4 protein-coding genes are annotated in these 21,045 nt (G+C 49.6%); all 4 read left to right on the top strand.

Features of this window, described 5'->3' with window-relative positions; all coding sequences use genetic code 11:
• Positions 1-50: 50 nt before the first annotated feature.
• Entirely contained in the window at positions 51-1,028 is a 978-nt protein-coding gene (locus HALO_RS15715; protein ID WP_050713628.1) for an SMEK domain-containing protein, read from the top strand.
• A complete protein-coding gene (locus HALO_RS15710; RefSeq protein ID WP_050713627.1) occupies positions 1,003-1,248 on the top strand; it encodes a hypothetical protein in 246 nt (81 codons plus the stop codon). The genes HALO_RS15715 and HALO_RS15710 overlap by 26 nt, the downstream gene beginning before the upstream one ends.
• Complete coding sequence (locus HALO_RS15705) at positions 1,235-2,947, top strand: DUF2326 domain-containing protein (RefSeq protein ID WP_050713626.1); 1,713 nt, start codon at positions 1,235-1,237, stop codon at positions 2,945-2,947. Before HALO_RS15710 ends, HALO_RS15705 begins: the two co-directional genes overlap by 14 nt.
• Before the next feature lie 1,484 nt (positions 2,948-4,431).
• Complete coding sequence (locus tag HALO_RS15695) at positions 4,432-21,009, top strand: malectin domain-containing carbohydrate-binding protein (protein WP_172821679.1); 16,578 nt, start codon at positions 4,432-4,434, stop codon at positions 21,007-21,009.
• The last annotated feature ends 36 nt before the right edge of the window (positions 21,010-21,045 follow it).

Raw genomic sequence — 21,045 nt, 5'->3', positions numbered from 1 at the left:
AATGAGCTAAAGTAGATTTTATTTTTAGCTAACACTGAATTTGGTGGGGTATGAACAGACAAGAATTACAAAAGTCGATAATATCCTCATTGTCTTGGCTTTCTATCCAAGTCGATATTAGTAATAAGCTAAATTTAACTGATATCAATGTTCATGCGGAAAATTTCTATCGAGATTTGTTAAATCTAGCGTTTGGCTATAATTTTATTAATATTAATAGTATCGATGGTAATGCTGCTGCTATTGATCTTGGTGACGAGAATGAACGAATTGCTATACAAGTAACATCAACATCTGCGCTCGCAAAATCAAGGCATACTGTTAGTAAATTTATTGAAAAAGAACTTTATTTGAAGTATGACAAGCTGATCATTTTGAATATTGCTAAGAAGGAGAAGCACAAATTAAAAGAGCTTGGAAATGAAAACTTTATTTTTAAAATAACTGATTGTGTTTGGGATGTTGGAGATCTTTGTGCCAAAATTAACAATTTGGATTTAAAAAATATTGAGTTTATTAATGAGTTTTTAAATGATCAGTTGCATGTTAAGCCTAAAGAAAAATTAGCCAGAAATGTTGAAACTATCCTGAAAATTGTTGAGTTACTAAGTGATGAAAACCACCCGGCTATCGGAGAGGGCTTTCTTGATGAACCTTTTCCACAGGAAAAAATTAATAAAAGATTTGCTGATCATGCTGAGTTTTTAAAAAGAGAGTATATTGAGCTATACCGTGACTATGGTGCAGTACTTGATGCTGTTGAGAAAAATTCAGATATAAGCCCAGTTAAAATACGTAGAGTAGCTCAGCATTTAAGAGTTACGAGCGATAAAGTTCTTACTGAGTGCGGTGGTGATCCTACTACAGCACTGCAGAAAATGCTAAGTGATTTTCTATTATTGATTCAGAGTAATGGTTTTGAAGCTGATACGGGTGCTGCATATTTTTATATAATTAAGCAGCTTATTAAGTGTAATGTTTTTCCTAATAAAGAGGTGCGAGATGAGCAATTTATTCACCAAGGATGAAGAGTTTAAAAATACCGCGCCTATTATTGGTTTTGAAATATTACAGCTAATTCGAAATAGCGAAGATAAGAGGGTAAGTATTTTTGAGGTTGCTAAAGTATTAAGAAAGAAGAGTAATACTTCTGCAAGAGGGGTGTACTACGGAATGATTTTTCTTTTTTCTTTAGGTATTGTAGATTTTAATGAACCATATGTGGTTGTAGCTAATGAAGATCAATAAGTTATATAGTGAACCAAAAGTTTTTGATCCTATTTGTTTTTACGAAGGGTTTAATCTTATCCTAGGAGAAACAAAAGATGGGAATGTAAAAACCAACGGTGTAGGTAAGTCTATTGCTATAGATTTTATTAGCTTTGGGCTTTTGAAAAGATATGCTGACTGCCGTATTTCATTAATACCTGAAAAAAAATTATCGCATGATACTACTATTTGCTTAGACTTTGAAATAAATGGGCACTCTGTCATATCGAAACGAAAAATCGAAAATCCAGACTCTCCAACTCTAATAATTGATGGTAAAGCAAAAAGCTACTCTCGTCTTTCTGATGCTCACGAACACATAAATGCTTTACTATTTCCTAGTAGCGAATTTTTTAGCGTGCCATCTTTCAGGTCTATGATGGGGCCATTAATTAGAGAGGAAGGTTCAGAGTTCAAATCAATAATACATTGCTTTGATACTAGGAAAAGTATTCCTCCTGACTACACCCCCCACCTTTTCCTTTTGGGTATAGATCCCTCTCCTTATGTTAGTGCAAAATCACTTTCAAAGGAGTTGGATAGCATATCTAAAGCTAGGAAAAAAATGGAGGAAAATGTAACTGTTTTAACAGGCAAGAATTTGTCTGAATCTAAGTCAGAGCTGAATGAGTTAGAGAGCCAAGTAAAAAAAATAAAAGAAAGTATCGATAGATTAGAGAACATTGAAGGTTTTGATATTGTAAAAAATGAAATTATTGATTTAGAGAATGTGATTGAGAAAGAGCGAGCAACGCAATCCGTTCTAAAGTCAGAACTCTCAAAATTAAAATTATTTCGTGGTGAAAATTATATTGATAGCGATGAAGTGGCAGAGCTTTATAATCAGTTTCAAGAGGGTTTAGGCGATCTTGTTAAAAAAAGCTTAGATGAGGTTTCTGAGTTTAAGAAAAAAATAGACGAATTCCAAAGAAATATTATTGAAGGAAGGAGAGAAGAGCTGGAGTCTGAATTGAAGGATATCGAAGAGCGTGTTTTATTATTGGATAAAGACTATAAAGAAAAGCTTTTTCTATTAGACCAAGATGGTTTGCTCATAAGCCTTAAACAAACGATTTATGTTCATGAGAAAAAAGCTCAAGAGTTTTCTGCGTTATCTTCATTTTTGAAAAAATATTCAGAGTACGATGCTGAACATAAAAATAAGAAACGCGAGAGAGAAAATGAAATATACTTGTTGCAAAGCTTCGTAAATGATGCAGCTGAGACTATTGAGTCATTTGAAAATACCTTGCTTGATATGCATCAATATATTTTTGGAAATAGAAAAAGCTCATTTTCAATAGATGTATCGAATAAGAAAGAGATATTGAAATTTGAGCTTAGAATTGATTCTGATGGTAGCCACAGTATAAATAGGGAGAAAGTGTTTCTATATGATCTTGGATTGTTGATAAATCCTGATACTGCTAGTCGGCATCCTGGCTTTTTAGTACATGATAATATCTTTGACGTTGATCAAGATACATTGGTAAAAAGCATAAATTTCATTGGTAACAATTCTAATGATTTAATAGGTAAGCAATACATACTGACTCTTAATAGAGATAAGCTGAGTCGTGAAGATATGGACTCACTTGAAATTGATATCAAAAAATATACACGCGCCGCATTTACAAAGGAAAATCGTTTTCTGAAAATGGAATATCAAGAAATTTAACTCAATAGCTAGGTTTTGATAAGGATATCCTGCAGTCTTCATGTTCTAGATGTCTGGCTGGTCAGCAGTGCTGCGCATCAATCGCTTCACGAGGTCTTTACCATGCCAGTTCTTTAGGGTGGATAGTCTGTTTAAACTATTTTTTCAGAGTAGTGGTATATTCATTGGTATACAAAGAGAATGGTTTTTTGATTTCTTATAATAAAAACATATATTTATCGTGTCTGTGCTGCTCCTGCCAGGGACGCCAAACTCTATCTGCTAATAGATGCCATTGACATCCATCACGCCCGAACGATGTAGATCGAACTGGAGTGGCAGTCACGTCGTGTGCGCTTGGTTATTGAGACCGCCTTCTATACCAGTGGATGAAATACAGTGACTGCCTTTAAGTGCTTATCGTTTGTTTGGTCGTCTGTGCTGCTGAGTAACACGGCTGGACATCTGTACGTCACGAAAACTATGGCTACCAACTTACGATTTTATTAAAGACAATTTCCACCACTTGATTTTTTCTTGCACGAATAAGTTCCCAGTCATTTAAAAGGGCTAATACATACACTCGCTTAAACAATGCTTTGTTCAAACGAGGTGGTCAAATGTATTTCCTCGGTTATTCAGTTGTTTAAAATAAAGCAAGGGAAGCTTTCTTGATTGATTTTATTAATAAGAAATCAGTGAATTAGCTTCTGGATGTGGCCTGGAATGGTATGTTTTTAGTCCTTGATAGTTAGGTTTCTACTGTAAAAAAGCATTAGTTGGCGTCATTTTTTAAACGGAAAATGTATTATTTTTAATGTTTCTTTTGCTTGGTAACAGTAAAAAATAAAACCTAAACTTTGTTTTCTTGGTTAGTTGGCCTGATTTTTATAATAAGTCTGTTGATGTTTTTTTTTATCCGAACTATTTTTTAACCAGTGCGTGGCTTTGCGTGGAAGCTATGCAGCAGCGTTTGTTGCCGCGTAGCTTTAGCATTGTTGATAAAACTAATGAAGCTGAAAATTGCTTGCAGATTAAAGTTCATGATGCGAAGTAGGGCTTGCGTTCTGTTTTAGTAATTTTTAGTTAATTTGTTGCCCGAAAGCTGTTTTAAAATAATCAGTTAAAAGGATCCTCCCATCATGGTTACGAATAATTTTTCTCAAAGCAGTTTAGATCTCAACGGAAAAATTACCTTGTCCCAACCTACCGCACTGGTGTGGGGGGCAGATGGTCGCCTCTATATCACTGAGCAGAGTGGTGATGTCAAGGTTTTAACCGTAGCATTTGGAGATCCTAATACAGCAGATAGTGACAGTACGGCAAGTTTCTATGTCGTTGAAGCTGAAACTGTTTTTTTAGTAAAGGAATTACCTAACCATAACGATGATGGTACCGAGGGGGGATCTAACAATCGTCAAGTTACGGGTATTGATGTAACCCCGCAATATGATGAAAACGGTGACCCGGTCATAATTAATGGAAAGCCGGCAGTCAATATCTATGTGACATCTAGTGATAATCGCATTGGTGCTGGGAGTAGTGGCTCTGACACAGGTCTCGATACAAACTCTGGCATCATTACGCGCCTAACGCAGACAGTAGATGGATGGGAAGCACTAGATCTTGTCCGGGGACTTGCTCGTTCCGAAGAGAATCACTCTCTTAATGGTTTGGAAGTCATACAAGAGTTTGACGATAACGGTCGTTTACTAAGTGAGAGGCTCATCGTTGCTAACGGGGGTAATGCCAATGCTGGTGCACCTTCGAATAATTTTTCTGGACAGCAGGAAACGGCCTATAGTGCGGCGATTTTAGAGGTCGATCTTGATCAACTTAAATCCATGGAGATCAAAAACGATGATGGCCGCAATTACGTCTATGACATTCCTACCTTAAACGACCCCTCACGCTCCCCGAGCGAAGAAGCGCTCACTGACCCCTTTGGTGGTAATGATGGCTTCAACGGGGGAAAAATAGATCCTAACGGCCCAGTGCAGATTTATTCTGCGGGGTATCGTAATGCCTATGATGTAGAAGTTACCGAAGATGGACGCGTCTGGACTTATGATAACGGCGCTAATAATAGCTGGGGCGGTCGCCCTGTTGGCGAGGCGGGGGATAATGGTGGCAATATCGATGCTGAACAAGATGAAAACTATATAGCTACCAATCTTAATAACGGTGATGGTAGTGGTAGTGACAGCATCAATACTGAAGCTTGGAATCCTAAAAACCTCGATCAGTTTCACGAAATCACTCGATCAGACGATCTCGCTGGCCGGGTTCTTTCCGCTGGTCAGGCGGGCGCCGCCACCTACGTAATGGCGCATCCTGACTTTGACGATCCTTTAACCCTGGTTTACGGCGGTCACCCGAACCCGACACGTGCCAGTGGCGGTGAAGCTGGGCTCCTCTTTACGCCCAAGAATGGGGTTGAGGATGCTTTCCTGCTGGTATCTGAAGAGCACTACGACAGTGTTATCGACTGGCTGGTAACTGTTGAGGATGAGTCTAACGGCGTGTCTTCTGGGGATCTTACAAGCCGCGTTATTAGCTTAGTTCCTGGAGAGCTGTATTACATTACCGAAAATGGTGAGGCGTACCTGACTAGCGACTATACCCAGACGCCGTCGAGTATCGGAGGATCCGGTGTACTCGGAACCGCTGGGGTGCCGGCAGATATTGATGACGTGGTGGCCACACTTAACGTTATAGAAGGCAACTATCTCGAAGGGGGATATAACGATGGCGCAATTGACTCAGGTACGGGGTCGATCAATGGTTTGACCGAATATACGTCGACCGTTTTTGATGATGGTGAGACGAAGATGTCCGGCGCTCTTATGGCAGTACAGTTGGGCGGTGGCAACCTCATCGTGATGGGACGGGATGAGAATGGCGTCATGCAAACCGCTAGCGGTAGCGGTGGGGTAAAAGCTGCTGAGAGGATCACATTGGCGTTGTCAGGCAGTCCTCTTGGGCTGGCTTCTATTGGCGATGACCTATCTGCATGGGATAACCAGGCAGCGTTTCGTGGTTCTGTTTGGGCAACTGTTTACAGCGGAAGTGGTACCAAAATCGAAATCCTCCAGCCCAATAATGGGGCTGTTCCTCTCGCCGGCAGTGAAGCCGCTGATCCGACTGATCATGATCTTGACGGCATTAACCATATTCATGACCCATTTGAGTACAGCGCCGCAAATGGTCTCGCGCTGACGCCAGGCGAAGCCATCGTCATGAATTTTCAGCCTACCGAGGCTCCCTATCCCGGCACCATCGGTGATACTGGTTTGATGGGCGCAGCACTTGATGGTGCGACGCCGAATCAGGATGCCAACCCGGATCAGGGGCTTCCCGGCCTTTATGATATCGGCGGTAATATCATTCCCGGTGCCAATGCCGCACTGTTCCAAATCAAGGAGGTTGTGCCGGGCACTGTGGTCGGTCCTGCAAATAGCGTTCGTGATGCTATGCATGTAGGTGTCAATCCCAGCAGTGATGTTCAGCGTCTGGTGGCAACAACACAGGTGCTCAACTGGGTTGCCGATAATGGCGGTGTTGCAGATGGCCAACTGACTGGACTCATGTTTGGCGATGGTACTCAGGCCAACTTCGTACGCCTTGTGTTTGGAGAGGTAAACGGAGAAGCTGGCTTTGAAGTTGGTTATGAAATCAACGACAACAATTATCAGGCGTTGGCTCAAGTGGCGGTGCCAGCACTCACAGATACTGCTGTGACGCAGGTTGAATTATACCTAGAGATTGATATGGCTGACGGCTTCGCCCTCTACGCGGGCTACCGTTTCAATAGCCAGGATGCCTTTACCGAACTGCCTCTGAATGGTTTTACGCTGCCTGAGGGTGTTTTACGTGACGTCCTGACAGGTAATCATACCATCAGCGATGGTGATTCCCAGGCCCCCTCTGGAGCTGCTTTTGGCTTCCTAGCTGAAACCAGTGAAGGTGCGCCTCTTGCACCGGTTAACTTCGAAAACCTCAAAATAAATGGCTTCGGTAATGAGATTGAGGCAGATTCGGCTGGCGGTGTGGGGGCCGAAGGCTCTAATGGTATTGACACTATTATCTATACCGGAACCGATACCGTACTGTCGCCGCTGGATGACAGCGTCGAGAACTTCGATGGCTCCGGCACCATGGCAGATTTTCATGCCACTGGTAATGGCGGCGACAACGTGATGATCGCCGGGAGTGGCAATAATACGTTTACAGGGGGCGGTGGAGCCGACAGCTTCCAAGGTACGCTCGATACTATAAACGGTACTGAAATCACCGACTTCACACCCGACGATGAAGTCGTTGTTCAGGGTGCTTCGTTCGATGCCAGCGACGTAACCTATCAAGCTGGATCCGCGATCATTACTATCAATAACGAAACGGCAATCACTTTTAGTGGTGAGGGTTTTGAAGACTTCGATCCCAGTACTGGCGAGTCAGTATTCAGCTTCACGTCCACCGCTAACGGGACGCGCATTACCACTGTACCTGCGTTGACTGCGGTTGCCGCGATCAGCTCGGGGGGGCCCGATATTAACAACGTCMCCGTACGTGACCAGACAATTGATTTCCTCTCAGACATGACCAACGCTGAGGTTAATGGCTGGGTTAGCGGTGTCACCTCCAAAGATTATGTCAACGTAGTCGACATCGACGGCAGTGTCCCCGATGAGCTGCATCAGTCTGAGCGCTCGGCAGAAGATGCCGGCGAATGGGGCTACTCGATTCCGGTCGAGAACGGTGAATACCTGATCGATATGTATTTCGCCGAGATTTACCATGGTGTGGAAAACAGCAGCGGTACTGGGGCGCGTGTCTTTGACATTAGCATTGAGGATGCGCTGGTGGAAGATGACTATGACATCATTGGCGATGTTGGTAGCGCAGCAACCGAAGTGATCAAGACCTACGCCGTTACCGTCACTGATGGTGTTCTCAACATTGGCTTCGATGCCTCGGTCAACCAGGCCAAAATCAGCGGTTTGGTGGTCTGGCAAGTTGGTGGAACCTATGTGCCACCTGAAGATGTAACACCACCGGAAGTAGTGTCGATAATGATCGATCAACCTTTCGATAACGACAGTGACATCTTGGCCACAGTAGTGGTTACCGATAACGCTGGAATTAATGTTGATTCTATCAATGGTGATGAGCTGATTTTTACCGGTTATGAGCCTGGTGCCGTCTCCCTGGCTGATAACGATGCTATTACACTCAGCAATGATGGCAAGACCGCTACTATCCAGTACACCATTTCCCCGCCGACAGGTTCTAATGCTTGGGAAAATGGTGCTTTCAAGGTTGGCGTTGCTGCAGGTAGCTTTACTGATACGACAGGCCTTGGTGTCGCCGCTTTTGAAACGGATGTCATTATTGCCCGGAACCTTGAACAGCTCGTCAAGGGGGCGTTACAAAGAGCGATAAACGTCGGACCAACCAGCAACACTATCGATAATAGTCTCGAGGGTGATGATAAAAATACTTATGGCGGTGCCATCACTAATGATCCGATCCTGGGTATCGATCTTGAGGCGGATGACCCCGCGTATTACTCGCCGAGTACAAAAACAGTCAGTAATATTGATGGTAAAGCCGGAGCAACCGGTAGCAACAGTGGTGGGGTCGATCTGGATGGTTCTGCCTACCACACCTATCGTGACTCTGCTGCTGGCTCATACACAGCAACCTATGAAGTGCCCAATGGTTTATATGTGGTGGAGCTGCATTTTGCTGAGCTTTATCAAACCCAGGGCGGCCAGCGCCAGGGTGACTACACGATACAAGGCGAGTTGTTTGCTGAGAACTTTGATGCCTTTATAGCAGCGGGAGGAGCCGACAAGCCAACCGTTCTTACCAAAAACGTTATAGTGACAGATGGCAAGATCGTTATTGATGTCAATGCGGATAACGGCGAGCCGGGCTTCAACGCCATAGCTATTTATCAGGCAGTCGACAGCGGTATACCGATTGCCAGCATTCTTTCGATTGAAGCGCCGGAGTCGAGCGATGGACAGGTTATTGTCACTGTCCAGTACACTGACGATGGCAACATTTCCGGCACACAGATCGGTGCTACCGATGTCACTGTTTCCTCTGCCGCTGGTGCGTTAGTTACTCCTTCGCTGGTGGCTTATGATAGCGCCAGTGGCATTGCCACCTATACCTTTGACGCCCCTGAGAGCGGCTGGCAAACCGGGACAATCACCGCTTCAGTCGCCGCCAATGCAGTACTCGATAGCGATAACAATGGCAACAGCGCAACGGCTAGTTCGGTTTATGTGAATTACTCGAGCGATGGAGTCATCCTCGAACTTGATTTCGAGAATCCCGGGTCGCCGCTTGAGGAAGGCGGTTTTGATGGCACGCTGGGTGACGTTGTAGATGATACGGTCTTCACTACTGTGGAGGGTGGCGAACTGATCGTCTGGACATCCAATGGCGACATTTCACAAGCGGCTGACCCGAGTGCGAATGACTTTATCAAGTATGTGGCACTGGGCGATCCAGCGTTAGAGACGATAAACATTACCTCGCGCTTTGATAATCCCTTCCCTGCCGCTCTCGCAGCCCAAGAGCTACCAACTGATACTGTCCCGAACTTTGCCCAGCAAGGCATAGTCTTCGGTCTTGGCAGTCAGGGCAATAATGAGCTCGTCAAGCTAGTGTTCGGTGGTAATGGCGGTAACGGGGTGCAAATCTGGTCCAAAAGCGCCATTGATACAGTCATTCCGCTTGCGAATATGCTGAGTAATGCCTCAACAACCCTGAATGATATTGCCTCTGTAGAACTGACGCTAGTCGTCAACAAGACAGCCGGTACTGTGACTCCTATCGTTACTTTCTTCGATACTAACGAAAATGTTCTGGGGGGCTTGCGTGCCGAGGCAACCGATGGTTTCGCAACGGCGTCCCCTGAGGTGTTGCCACCCGCAGTGCTAAGTAATCTTACTGATCTGAACTCAACAACGGCAGTTGGGGTCACTTCAACTGATTACAACAATCCCATAGAGTCGTTCATGGCTAGTTGGGATTATCTCAACGTTACCTCGCCGGATCTCATTTCAGAGCCAACGGATCCCACCACTACTCTGGCTATCGTTAATGCTCCTGACATCATCGAGAATGGAGACGATGGCTTCACGACACTGAACTTCGGCCTCACCGCTTCAGATGGCTTTAGTGGCGAGGTGGAATTGACCCTGAGCATCGATGGCGTGACCGTGACGGATACGTTGAACTTCAGCGACGGCACCGCCATCCTGTCGGTTGATGTGCCTAATGACGATGTGGCTAATGGTACCAACGAAATTTCAGTCACTTTGGTCGCAGTCAATAGCACAGGGTTGTTTGAAATTGATGCATCGGCGGCCACAGCAACGGGCAGTGTGACCGAAGACGATGAGGGCTCTGTGCCCAATCCGGACGACCTGGATGAGGACGGCGTTAATAATGATGACGACCTTTTCCCATACGATGCTGCTAATGGCATGATTTTAGCGGCTGGCGAAACCTTCTTGCTTGACTTTGAAGAAGACACCGCGAGTCCCTATGAGGCTGGCCTGACGGGGTTAATGGGCCGGGCAAATGAGAGTAATTCTGCTGGAGCTGTCGAGAGCGGTACAGCAAGTGTCGAGAATGGCACACTTAATATTGTAGCCGATACAGGTGATCACTATACCAACAACAATTCTCAGAAGGATGCATATGCGGTAGGGGTGAAGAATCCTGGTGGCTTTATCGTTGAGACAAGTTTTGCTATGCCGGACTTCGATGATCAGCAAGAGGGCCTGCAGGCACCACTTAACTACCAGGCTGGTGGTGTTGCGGTCAGTCTTTCGGAAGACAATCTAGTGAAATGGATTTTCGGTGCGAACGGTACCGCTGCTTTCCAGCTCGCCCATGAAAATAAACAGGTAGAGGGAGCAACACCTGCTGTTCCAGGCGCGACCTTTGCCTTACCGAGTGGTGTTGTCTACAGCGACATAGCTTCAGTGAAGCTGATGCTTGAAATAGTCGTAGATACTACATCCGGCGAAGTTAAGGCACTCACTCGCTCTGTATTGACGTTGAATAATACCAATATAATTGACGGTGCTTCGGGAGAAATAACGCTGACTGATCCGTTGGCTTCAGCAATTAAGGATGAAGCTCAGGGCGTCAGCGTAGGCTTTATACAAACATCCACCGGTGGCCAGTCGCCTGATACTTTCGACATTTCTTACGACTATCTCCAGGTGTCCTCGACCGAAGAGGCCGAACCTCAGGTACTGATTGGCATAACAGATGCTGTTCCGATGGTCGAAAACGGCGATGAGGGCACTACCACGCTAAGCTTCGGCCTTACCGCCTCGGAAAGCTTTAGCGGCGAGGTGGCTCTGAGCGTGGATATTGATGGGGTGGTCGAGCCCCGCACGGTGGTCTTCACSGGCGGCGTTGGCAGTTTGACGGTTGACGTCGCCAAMGATGATCAAGCCAATGGCCCGGAGCAAGTCAGTGTCATCCTAGCCGGGATTGCAGACGCGGCGTTTGCTATCGATCCCGCTGCTGCAACGGCAACGGGCACAGTGACAGAAGATGATGTTGGCCAAACGGTAATCGGTATTACCGACGCCGATTCAATGGTCGAAAACGGCGACGAGGGCTCCACCACGCTAAGCTTCGGCCTTACCGCCTCGGAAGGCTTTAGCGGCGAGGTGGCTCTGGATCTCACTATTAATGGTACATCCGAGCCCCGCACGGTGGTCTTCACCGGCGGCGTTGGCAGTTTGACGGTTGACGTCGCCAACGATGATCAAGCCAATGGCCCGGAGCAAGTCAGTGTCATCCTAGCCGGGATTGCAGATGAGGCGTTTGCTATCGATCCCGCTGCTGCAACGGCAACGGGCACAGTGACAGAGGATGACGAGGTCGCGCCAACAACACCCGTACGCCTCCAGGCCGAGGACTTTACCACGGCAACCAATTACACCGTCGAGAACATCGGCGCAGCGGATGAGGGTCAAGGCATCCGGCTGCAGGGCGGTGAGTCGGGCACGGCCAGCTACGCGCTAGCCGGTGCGGTTGCGGCGGGCACTTACACCGTGATTGTCGGGTATTTTGACGAAAACGACGGCGAAAGTACGGCGCAGTTGAGCATCGGTAATGCCCARGGCCAGAGCTTTAGCGGYGACTGGATCTTYGATAACGACGCCACCAGTGGCAATGCTGCTCAGGCAGCAAGCTTCCGCACGGTGACTTTCGAAAACGTCACGGTGGGTGACGACGCTACTCTGGACCTGGCAAGCACGGCGGCACCCTTTGAATATGCGCGTATCGACTATATCGAGTTTGTGCCCGCGGGAATTGTCGAGCCACCGGCGCCGACCTTGATCGGTATTTCCGATGCTGATCCGATGGTCGAAAGCGGCGACGAGGGCTCCACCACGCTAAGCTTCGGCCTTACCGCCTCGGAAGGCTTTAGCGGCGAGGARGCTCTGGATCTCACTATTAATGGTACATCCGAGCCCCGCACGGTGGTCTTCACCGGCGGCATCGGCAGTTTGACGGTTGACGTCGCCAACGATGATCAAGCTAATGGCCCGGAGCAGGTCAGTGTCATCCTAGCCGGGATTGCAGACGAGGCGTTTGCTATCGATCCCGCGGCTGCGACGGCAACGGGCACAGTGACAGAAGATGATGTTGGCCAAACGGTAATCGGTATTACCGACGCCGATTCAATGGTCGAAAACGGCGACGAGGGGACCACCACGCTAAGCTTCGGCCTTACCGCCTCGGAAGGCTTTAGCGGCGAGGTAGCTCTGAGCGTGGATATTGATGGGGTGGTCGAGCCCCGTACGGTGGTCTTCACCGGCGGCGTCGGCAGTTTGACGGTTGACGTCGCCAACGATGATCAAGCCAATGGTCCGGAGCAGGTCAGTGTCATCCTGAATGGGATTGCAGACGAGRCGTTTGCTATCGATCCCGCTGCTGCGACGGCAACGGGCACAGTGACAGAGGATGACGAGGTCGCGCCAACAACACCCGTACGCCTCCAGGCCGAGGACTTTACCGCAGCGACCAATTACACCGTCGAGAACATCGGCGCAGCGGATGAGGGTCAAGGCATCCGGCTGCAGGGCGGTGAGTCGGGCACGGCCAGCTACGCGCTAGCCGGTGCGGTTGCGGCGGGCACTTACACCGTGATTGTCGGGTATTTTGACGAAAACGACGGCGAAAGTACGGCGCAGTTGAGCATCGGTAATGCCCAGGGCCAGAGCTTTAGCGGTGACTGGATCTTCGATAACGACGCCACCAGTGGCAATGCTGCTCAGGCAGCAAGCTTCCGCACGGTGACTTTCGAAAACGTCACGGTGGGTGACGACGCCACTCTGGACCTGGCAAGCACGGCGGCACCCTTCGAATATGCGCGCATCGACTATATCGAGKTTGTGCCCGCGGGAATTGTCGAGCCACCGGCGCCGACATTGATTGGTATTACCGACGCCGATTCAATGGTCGAAAACGGCGACGAGGGGGCCACCACGCTAAGCTTCGGCCTTACCGCCTCGGAAGGCTTCAGCGGCGAGGTGGCTCTGGATCTCATTATTAATGGTACATCCGAGCCCCGCACGGTGGTCTTCACCGGCGGCGTTGGCAGTTTGACGGTTGACGTCGCCAACGATGATCAAGCCAACGGCCCGGAGCAGGTCAGTGTCATCCTGAATGGGATTGCAGATGAGGCGTTTGCTATCGATCCCGCGGCTGCGACGGCAACGGGCACAGTGACAGAGGATGATGATGTCGCGCCAACAACACCCGTACGCCTCCAGGCCGAGGACTTTACCACGGCGACCAATTACACCGTCGAGAACATCGGCGCAGCGGATGAGGGGCAAGGCATCCGGCTTCAGGGCGGTGAGTCGGGCACGGCCAGCTACGCGCTAGCCGGTGCGGTTGCGGCGGGCACTTACACCGTGATTGTCGGGTATTTTGACGAAAACGACGGCGAAAGTACGGCGCAGTTGAGCATCGGTAATGCCCAGGGCCAGAGCTTTAGCGGTGACTGGATCTTCGATAACGACGCCACCAGTGGCAATGCTGCTCAGGCAGCAAGCTTCCGCACGGTGACTTTCGAAAACGTCACGGTGGGTGACGACGCCACTCTGGACCTGGCAAGCACGGCGGCACCCTTCGAATATGCGCGCATCGACTATATCGAGTTTGTGCCCGCGGGAATTGTCGAGCCACCGGCGCCGACCTTGATCGGTATTTCCGATGCTGATCCGATGGTCGAAAACGGCGACGAGGGCACCACCACGCTAAGCTTCGGCCTTACCGCCTCGGAAGGCTTCAGCGGCGAGGTGGCTCTGGATCTCATTATTAATGGTACATCCGAGCCCCGCACGGTGGTCTTCACCGGCGGCGTTGGCAGTTTGACGGTTGACGTCGCCAACGATGATCAAGCCAATGGCCCGGAGCAGGTCAGTGTCATCCTAGCCGGGATTGCAGACGCGGCGTTTGCTATCGATCCCGCTGCTGCAACGGCAACGGGCACAGTGACAGAAGATGATGTTGGCCAAACGGTAATCGGTATTACCGACGCCGACCCAATGGTCGAAAACGGCGACGAGGGCTCCACCACGCTAAGCTTCGGCCTTACCGCTTCGGAAGGCTTTAGCGGCGAGGTGGCCCTGAGCGTGGATATTGATGGGGTGGTCGAGCCCCGCACGGTGGTCTTCACCGGCGGCGTTGGCAGTTTGACGGTTGACGTCGCCAACGATGATCAAGCCAACGGCCCTGAGCAAGTCAGTGTCATCCTAGCTGGGATTGCAGATGAGGCGTTTGCTATCGATCCCGCTGCTGTGACGGCAACGGGCACAGTGACAGAGGATGACGAGGTCGCGCCAACAACGCCCGTMCGCCTCCAGGCCGAGGACTTTACCACGGCAACCAATTACACCGTCGAGAACATCGGCGCAGCGGATGAGGGTCAAGGCATCCGGCTGCAGGGTGGCGAGTCGGGCACGGCCAGTTACGCGCTAGCCGGTGCGGTTGCGGCAGGCACTTACACCGTGATTGTCGGGTATTTTGACGAAAGCGACGGCGAAAGTACGGCGCAGTTGAGCATCGGTAATGCCCAGGGTCAGAGCTTCATCGGCGACTGGATCTTCGATAACGACGCCACCAGTGGCAATGCTGCCCAGGCAGCAAGCTTCCGTACGGTGACTTTCGAAAACGTCACGGTGGGCGACGATGCTACTCTGGCGCTCTCTGCAACTGCGGCTACGCTGGAATACGCACGTATCGACTATATCGAGTTCGTGCCCGCGGGAATCGTCGAGCCACCGGCGCCGACCTTGATCGGYATTTCCGATGCTGATCCGATGGTCGAAAGCGGCGACGAGGGTGCCACCACGCTAAGTTTCGGCCTCACCGCTTCGGAAGGCTTCAGCGGCGAGATGGCATTGGATCTCACTATTAATGGTACATCCGAGCCCCGCACGGTGGTCTTCACAGGCGGCGTTGGCAGTTTGACGGTTGACGTCGCCAACGATGATCAAGCCAACGGCCCGGAGCAGGTCAGTGTCATCCTAGCCGGGATTGCAGACGMGGCGTTTGCTATCGATCCCGCTGCTGCAACGGCAACGGGCACAGTGACAGAGGATGACGAGGTCGCGCCAACAACGCCCGTACGCCTTCAGGCCGAGGACTTTACCACGGCAACCAATTACACCGTCGAGAACATCGGCGCAGCGGATGAGGGTCAAGGTATCCGGCTGCAGGGTGGCGAGTCGGGCACGGCCAGTTACGCGCTAGCCGGTGCGGTTGCGGCGGGCACTTACACCGTGATTGTCGGGTATTTTGACGAAAACGACGGCGAAAGTACGGCGCAGTTGAGCATCGGTAATGCCCAGGGCCAGAGCTTYAGCGGYGACTGGATCTTCGATAACGACGCCACCAGTGGCAATGCTGCCCAAGCGTCAAGCTTCCGCACAGTGACTTTCGAAAATGTCACAGTGGGCGACGATGCTACTCTGGCGCTCTCTGCAACTGCGGCTACGCTGGAATACGCACGTATCGACTATATCGAGTTTGTGCCCGCGGGAATCGTCGAGCCACCCGCGCCGACCTTGATCGGCATTTCCGATGCTGATCCGATGGTCGAAAGCGGCGACGAGGGTGCCACCACGCTAAGTTTCGGCCTCACCGCTTCGGAAGGCTTCAGCGGCGAGGTGGCATTGGATCTCACTATTAATGGTACATCCGAGCCCCGCACGGTGGTCTTCACCGGCGGCGTCGGCAGTTTGACGGTTGACGTCGCCAACGATGATCAAGCCAACGGCCCGGAGCAGGTCAGTGTCATCCTGAATGGGATTGCAGATGAGGCGTTTGCTATCGATCCCGCTGCTGCGACGGCAATGGGAACGGTGACGGAGGATGATATTACCAGCACCGATCCTGCGACGATCAATCTTGAATTCGATGAAGGTGAGACTCTACAAGGCTTATTTGACGGAGTGACTGAAGGTTCGGGTACTGACACAGAGGAAACCGGTACAGCTGAAATCATTAATGGAAATTTGGTTATTTCGGCCAGTGAGGGTGATGCTGGAGGCAGTAATAACGCCAATGATAATTACTATACTAATGTGTCTGGAGGTGATGGTTTTACTGCTGAGCTTAAATTTGGCAACCCTTTCCCTTCGCTGCCTGCACAGTATTCGCAGCTGGGTCTTAATATAAGCCTCAGCCAGGACGAATATCTGAAGGTAACCTTCGGCAACGTCGGAGGCGGGCAAATTGAATACTCCTATGAGCTAGGAGGTTCACAAAGCAAACAGACCTTCAGCCTGCCGCCAAGCATCAGCTTCGCGCAGATTGCTGATGTTGTTGTGGCTATCGAAGCCAGTGTTGATGGTGGCATGGCAAGTTTCTCGGGCACCATGACCTTCCTTGATGCATCAGGACAAAGTTTGGGAGATACGGCTCTGCCAGCACTGCTCCTACCGGATGGCCCTTTGAATACAGCCATTACTAGTGCGGGAGAAGAGTTCGGTGTTGGCGTAACCCAGACCTCGTTTGGTTCCGGTCCAGTTTTTGTTGCTAATTATGACTACTTGCGTATTCAGCAACAGGGCGAAGAATCCACTGACGATAACGACAAGCCGGTCGCGACGATTGCTATCCTACAGCCAGTCAACACCGACGCGGAACTTACGGTTGTTGTCACTTACGCTGATGCCTCGGGCATCGCTACGGAGACGCTTGATAACAGTGACATCGCACTCATGCTGGATGGGGTTCCAGTTGCTGCCACGATCAGCTTCGATGGCTTCAACGCAACGACGGGCGAAGCAACTTATGCGATCTCGTCTCCAGCTGGAGGTTGGAATGAAAATGGTAGTTATACGGTCTGGGTGGCTCAGGGGGCGGTCTCAGATGCCTCAGAGAATGCCAACCTTGTCGATTCAACGCCATCGACGAGCTTCATGATTGACTTTGATGAGGGCAGCCCGCTTGGCGGTTATGCCCCGGGTGATGACCTGGACGAAGATGGCACTGCCAATCAGGCGGATGAAGATATTGATGGTGATGGTGATGCCAATGTAGATGATGTCTTTGCTTATGACGCCCAAAATGGGCAGCCTTTGGCCGACGGCGAAAGCATACGCCTTAATTTCGAAGTAAACGGCACTCCCTATCAGAACGGTTTCACCGGGGTTATGGCCAGTTCTGATGCGGCATTCCAGGACGAAGATACCGGCGCCGGCATCGTTGCCGATAATCAACTCAGGGTCACGACAACGAGTGGTGATACGGGGTCTGCAAATACGCCACAGAATGATTATCACTTGGGCATTATTCGTGATGGAGGCTTCATCCTGGAGTCCGTGGTGGATAACCCCTTTGCTTCGGCGCCCGGTAGTTATTCGCAGCTAGGGCTGGCGGTTAGTGTGAACAGTAATGATTTTGCCAAGTTGGTATTTGGCAGTGTTGGTCAGGACATTGAGTTTTCCTCGCGCGACAACAACGCCGAAACCAAACTTGGGGCTGACTTCCCAGATGGTTATGGCTTTGGTGATTTTGCAAAAGCGAAGCTAGTACTCGATGTCAGTGTCAATAACGTCGGCAATACTATGGCGACGGCGACAGTCACTTTACTGGACGCATCAGGTGAACCTTTACCGGGTAATGCCAGCGTGACCATTAGCGGGTTGGAACTCACCGGAGCCCTTAAGGAGGCGATACTAGACCCTGCAGCTTCGGTCGGCGTAGGGATTACCCACACGCATGGTGCGGCGGAAGCCTTTACCGCTGCCTATGACTACTTCGAGGKAAGTGCCAAGGAAGACACTAGCACTCCTTTGCCGGTGCCGGCGACCGAGATCGAAGAAATTTTTGCTGGTGCTAACCTCGAATTATCGGATAGCTATGATCAAGGTGATGTTGGCTCTGCATTGGTCACTGTGACTCCTGGCGGGAATGACGTACAGAGTTCCAATTACGGCAGTAACTCGTTCCAGGTGCAAAATACCGGAGATAAGAAGATCGCCGCGGTTTTCTTTGATGTGACGACAGCCCTCTATGGCGATAGCGTGTTTGATCCCGATGGCAAAGGTGGGGATGCGACAGCCAAGGAGTGGGCGATCAACAGTGCCGGTAACACCGGGGCAATTCAGCCTGTGGGGTCGTCTGGCTACGAGCATTATTTCCTGCCGGGAATCGATCCTGAGCCTGAGAATTCAGATAATAATGGTGGTTACCGTGGGGCCTTGGTGAAATTTTCGGCCACTGCCAACGGTGGATTTACTAACGGTGAAACAGTTGGTTTCAGTGGTGATATGGATCCTAACTCGATTGCTGGCTTTACCAAATCCAGTGTCGATACGGGATCGATTCCCTTCTGGGATGTGGGGGGGATCTCAGGGGCGGAACTTATCGGCTCCAATGTGTATATCAAGTTTACTGATGGTAGTACTGCCAGCGGACAATTGATGAGCGATGGCAGCCAGGCTGGAGCACAAGTGCTGGTGAGTGAAACGCCACCTAACCTAGTTGCCGAATTGAGTGTCAACGGGCTTTCTGCCGGTAGTCAAGGGACCTACGGTGGTGAAGTACCTTCGGTAATTGTTAGCGGGCCAGCTGGTGAATGGGTGCGAGTCGTCATGACTAAAGGGCACCAGCCAGTAACCAATAATCAGGATGGCATTGCCGATACTGTAAATGCCCGTCTAGCGGATAAGAATTTCCCTGCTAACAATGCTGCAGAGTTCCAGTTTGTAGATGTACAGCTGGGCGCCAGTGGCACAGCCGATGTTTCGCAGGAGTTTACCTATGGGGATTTCCTGAACGACACCTCCAGCTTCGATGGAGATGACACACTTCCGCTTGGTTTTGTTGCATCCGTCATTGATAACCCGAATACCTCTGATGGCTTGGGATTGGGGCCGGTATCGCAGCCGATCTATCTAATTTCGAATGGTACGCCTGTTGTGGATGGCGATACGACAATCCCGTCGGAAGGTTATTACCTTATGGAGGACAGTCGTCTTAAAGTACAGTTTGAGGATATAAATGGACCTGGTGGAGTAAACCCTCCTGGCAAATGGCAGTTCTTCGATGAGGCAGACGAAAATGGTAACCAGGCGAACTTCCAGGGAGTTGGTTACTATCTCTGGGGCGATGAGGACAGTGAGGCTCTTAATGGGCCGCAGGCAGAACTGACCTATACATTCGTCATTCCTGAGTCGGCAGCAGGGGAGTTTACCTTGCGAGTTCGGGGGACACGGGATCCAGGTGGGGCCAGCGATGCCCAGAATGATGTCTGGGTGAAGATAGATGACAATGCTGAAGAGCTTCTCGTTAGTAATGTCAATGCGATAGATAATAGTGGGTTTATAAAGCTGTATGGTAATGCAACAGGCGATTTTGGCTTCGCGAACTTTATCGATAGCACCTCGGATTCGGTACCGAATTTCCCAGCGGAGTTTGTGCTTGACGCCGGTGTTCATACGATTACTTTCGCAGGCCGTTCCGAAGGCTTCCATATTGACTTCTTTGAGCTTTACCAAGGCAATGCGCCAAGTATAAACGCGACGAACTCTACCTTTATACTTAGTGGTGATACCGAGCCTTTCGTTAATAACCCTCTTGAAGATCAGACGATCGAAGCTGAAGATGAGTTTTTCTTCGAGATTCCTGATGATACCTTTCGCGACCTGGATGGCGATATATTGACCTATGAAGCCCTAAACATACCTGATGGAGTCTTCTTCGACGCACAAACGAAGACTTTCTCGGGGAGCCCTAGTGCAGGGGTAGGTAATTACGCGCTGGAAGTTCAGGTAACCGATGAAGATGGTGCTACTGCGACAGCAGGTTTTGAGTTGGTGGTGGTGCCAGAGGATCAAAACGAGCCAGATACTTACTTTGTCGCCATGGTCGAGAGTGCTAATGGCGACATTGAACAGGGTTCATCTCTGTCTAGTCCTGATTTAGAGATAGGCTCATATGTTGTCGGTATTCAATTTACCGTGCCTGATAATATTAATCTTGATGATAGTGAAACTATTGATAGTGCGATTATCAGTTGGGTATCTGATAGGACGCATTCTGCCAACTCGACGATGACTTTCTCCGTAGAGAACTCACTCAACGGAGCGGGCTTCGGCTCAGTCACTAACCGCAATTATCTCTCTGAAGAGGAAGTGTGGCAGTCTACAGGTACATGGCAGGATGGTGAAAATATAACTGTAGGTATTAACTTGGCAAATCAACTTAATTCGCTTATTGCTCAGGAGGGGCTTAACTCAGGAGATCTGATCACGGTCAAAATAGAAGGAACTGGTGGGACTCGCTTTGTCGAGGCGGCTGGAGGAGACCGGACTGCTCCAACGCTTGCTATTACTGTGGCTGATAACGCCAGTGCTAGCCAACTAAGTAATGATGCAACCCTTCTGTTCGAGAGTAACTCTATAAGTGATATGCCGGGAGATGATGAGTTTGGAACTCTCAATCCCTCATCAATGAGCCAAGAAGTTGGCCTAGTTGGTATTAATGATGAGTCAACGGTAGGAAGTTTTTGATAAGTTAGTAGCTTAGTAGCATGAGGGGCTGGTTTC

This window comes from Halomonas sp. R57-5 (assembly GCF_900070345.1).
Lineage (GTDB): Bacteria > Pseudomonadota > Gammaproteobacteria > Pseudomonadales > Halomonadaceae > Vreelandella > Vreelandella ventosae_B.
Note: the sequence above shows the minus strand (reverse complement) of the source record. Positions and strands in the feature narration are given on the sequence as shown.

What these genes read in the sequence shown, in the direction of transcription:
- HALO_RS15710 (WP_050713627.1), top strand. Translation starts at nt 1,003, where the DNA reads ATGAGCAATTTATTCACCAAGGATGAAGAGTTTAAAAATACCGCGCCT.
- HALO_RS15705 (WP_050713626.1), top strand. Translation starts at nt 1,235, where the DNA reads ATGAAGATCAATAAGTTATATAGTGAACCAAAAGTTTTTGATCCTATT.
- HALO_RS15715 (WP_050713628.1), top strand. Translation starts at nt 51, where the DNA reads ATGAACAGACAAGAATTACAAAAGTCGATAATATCCTCATTGTCTTGG.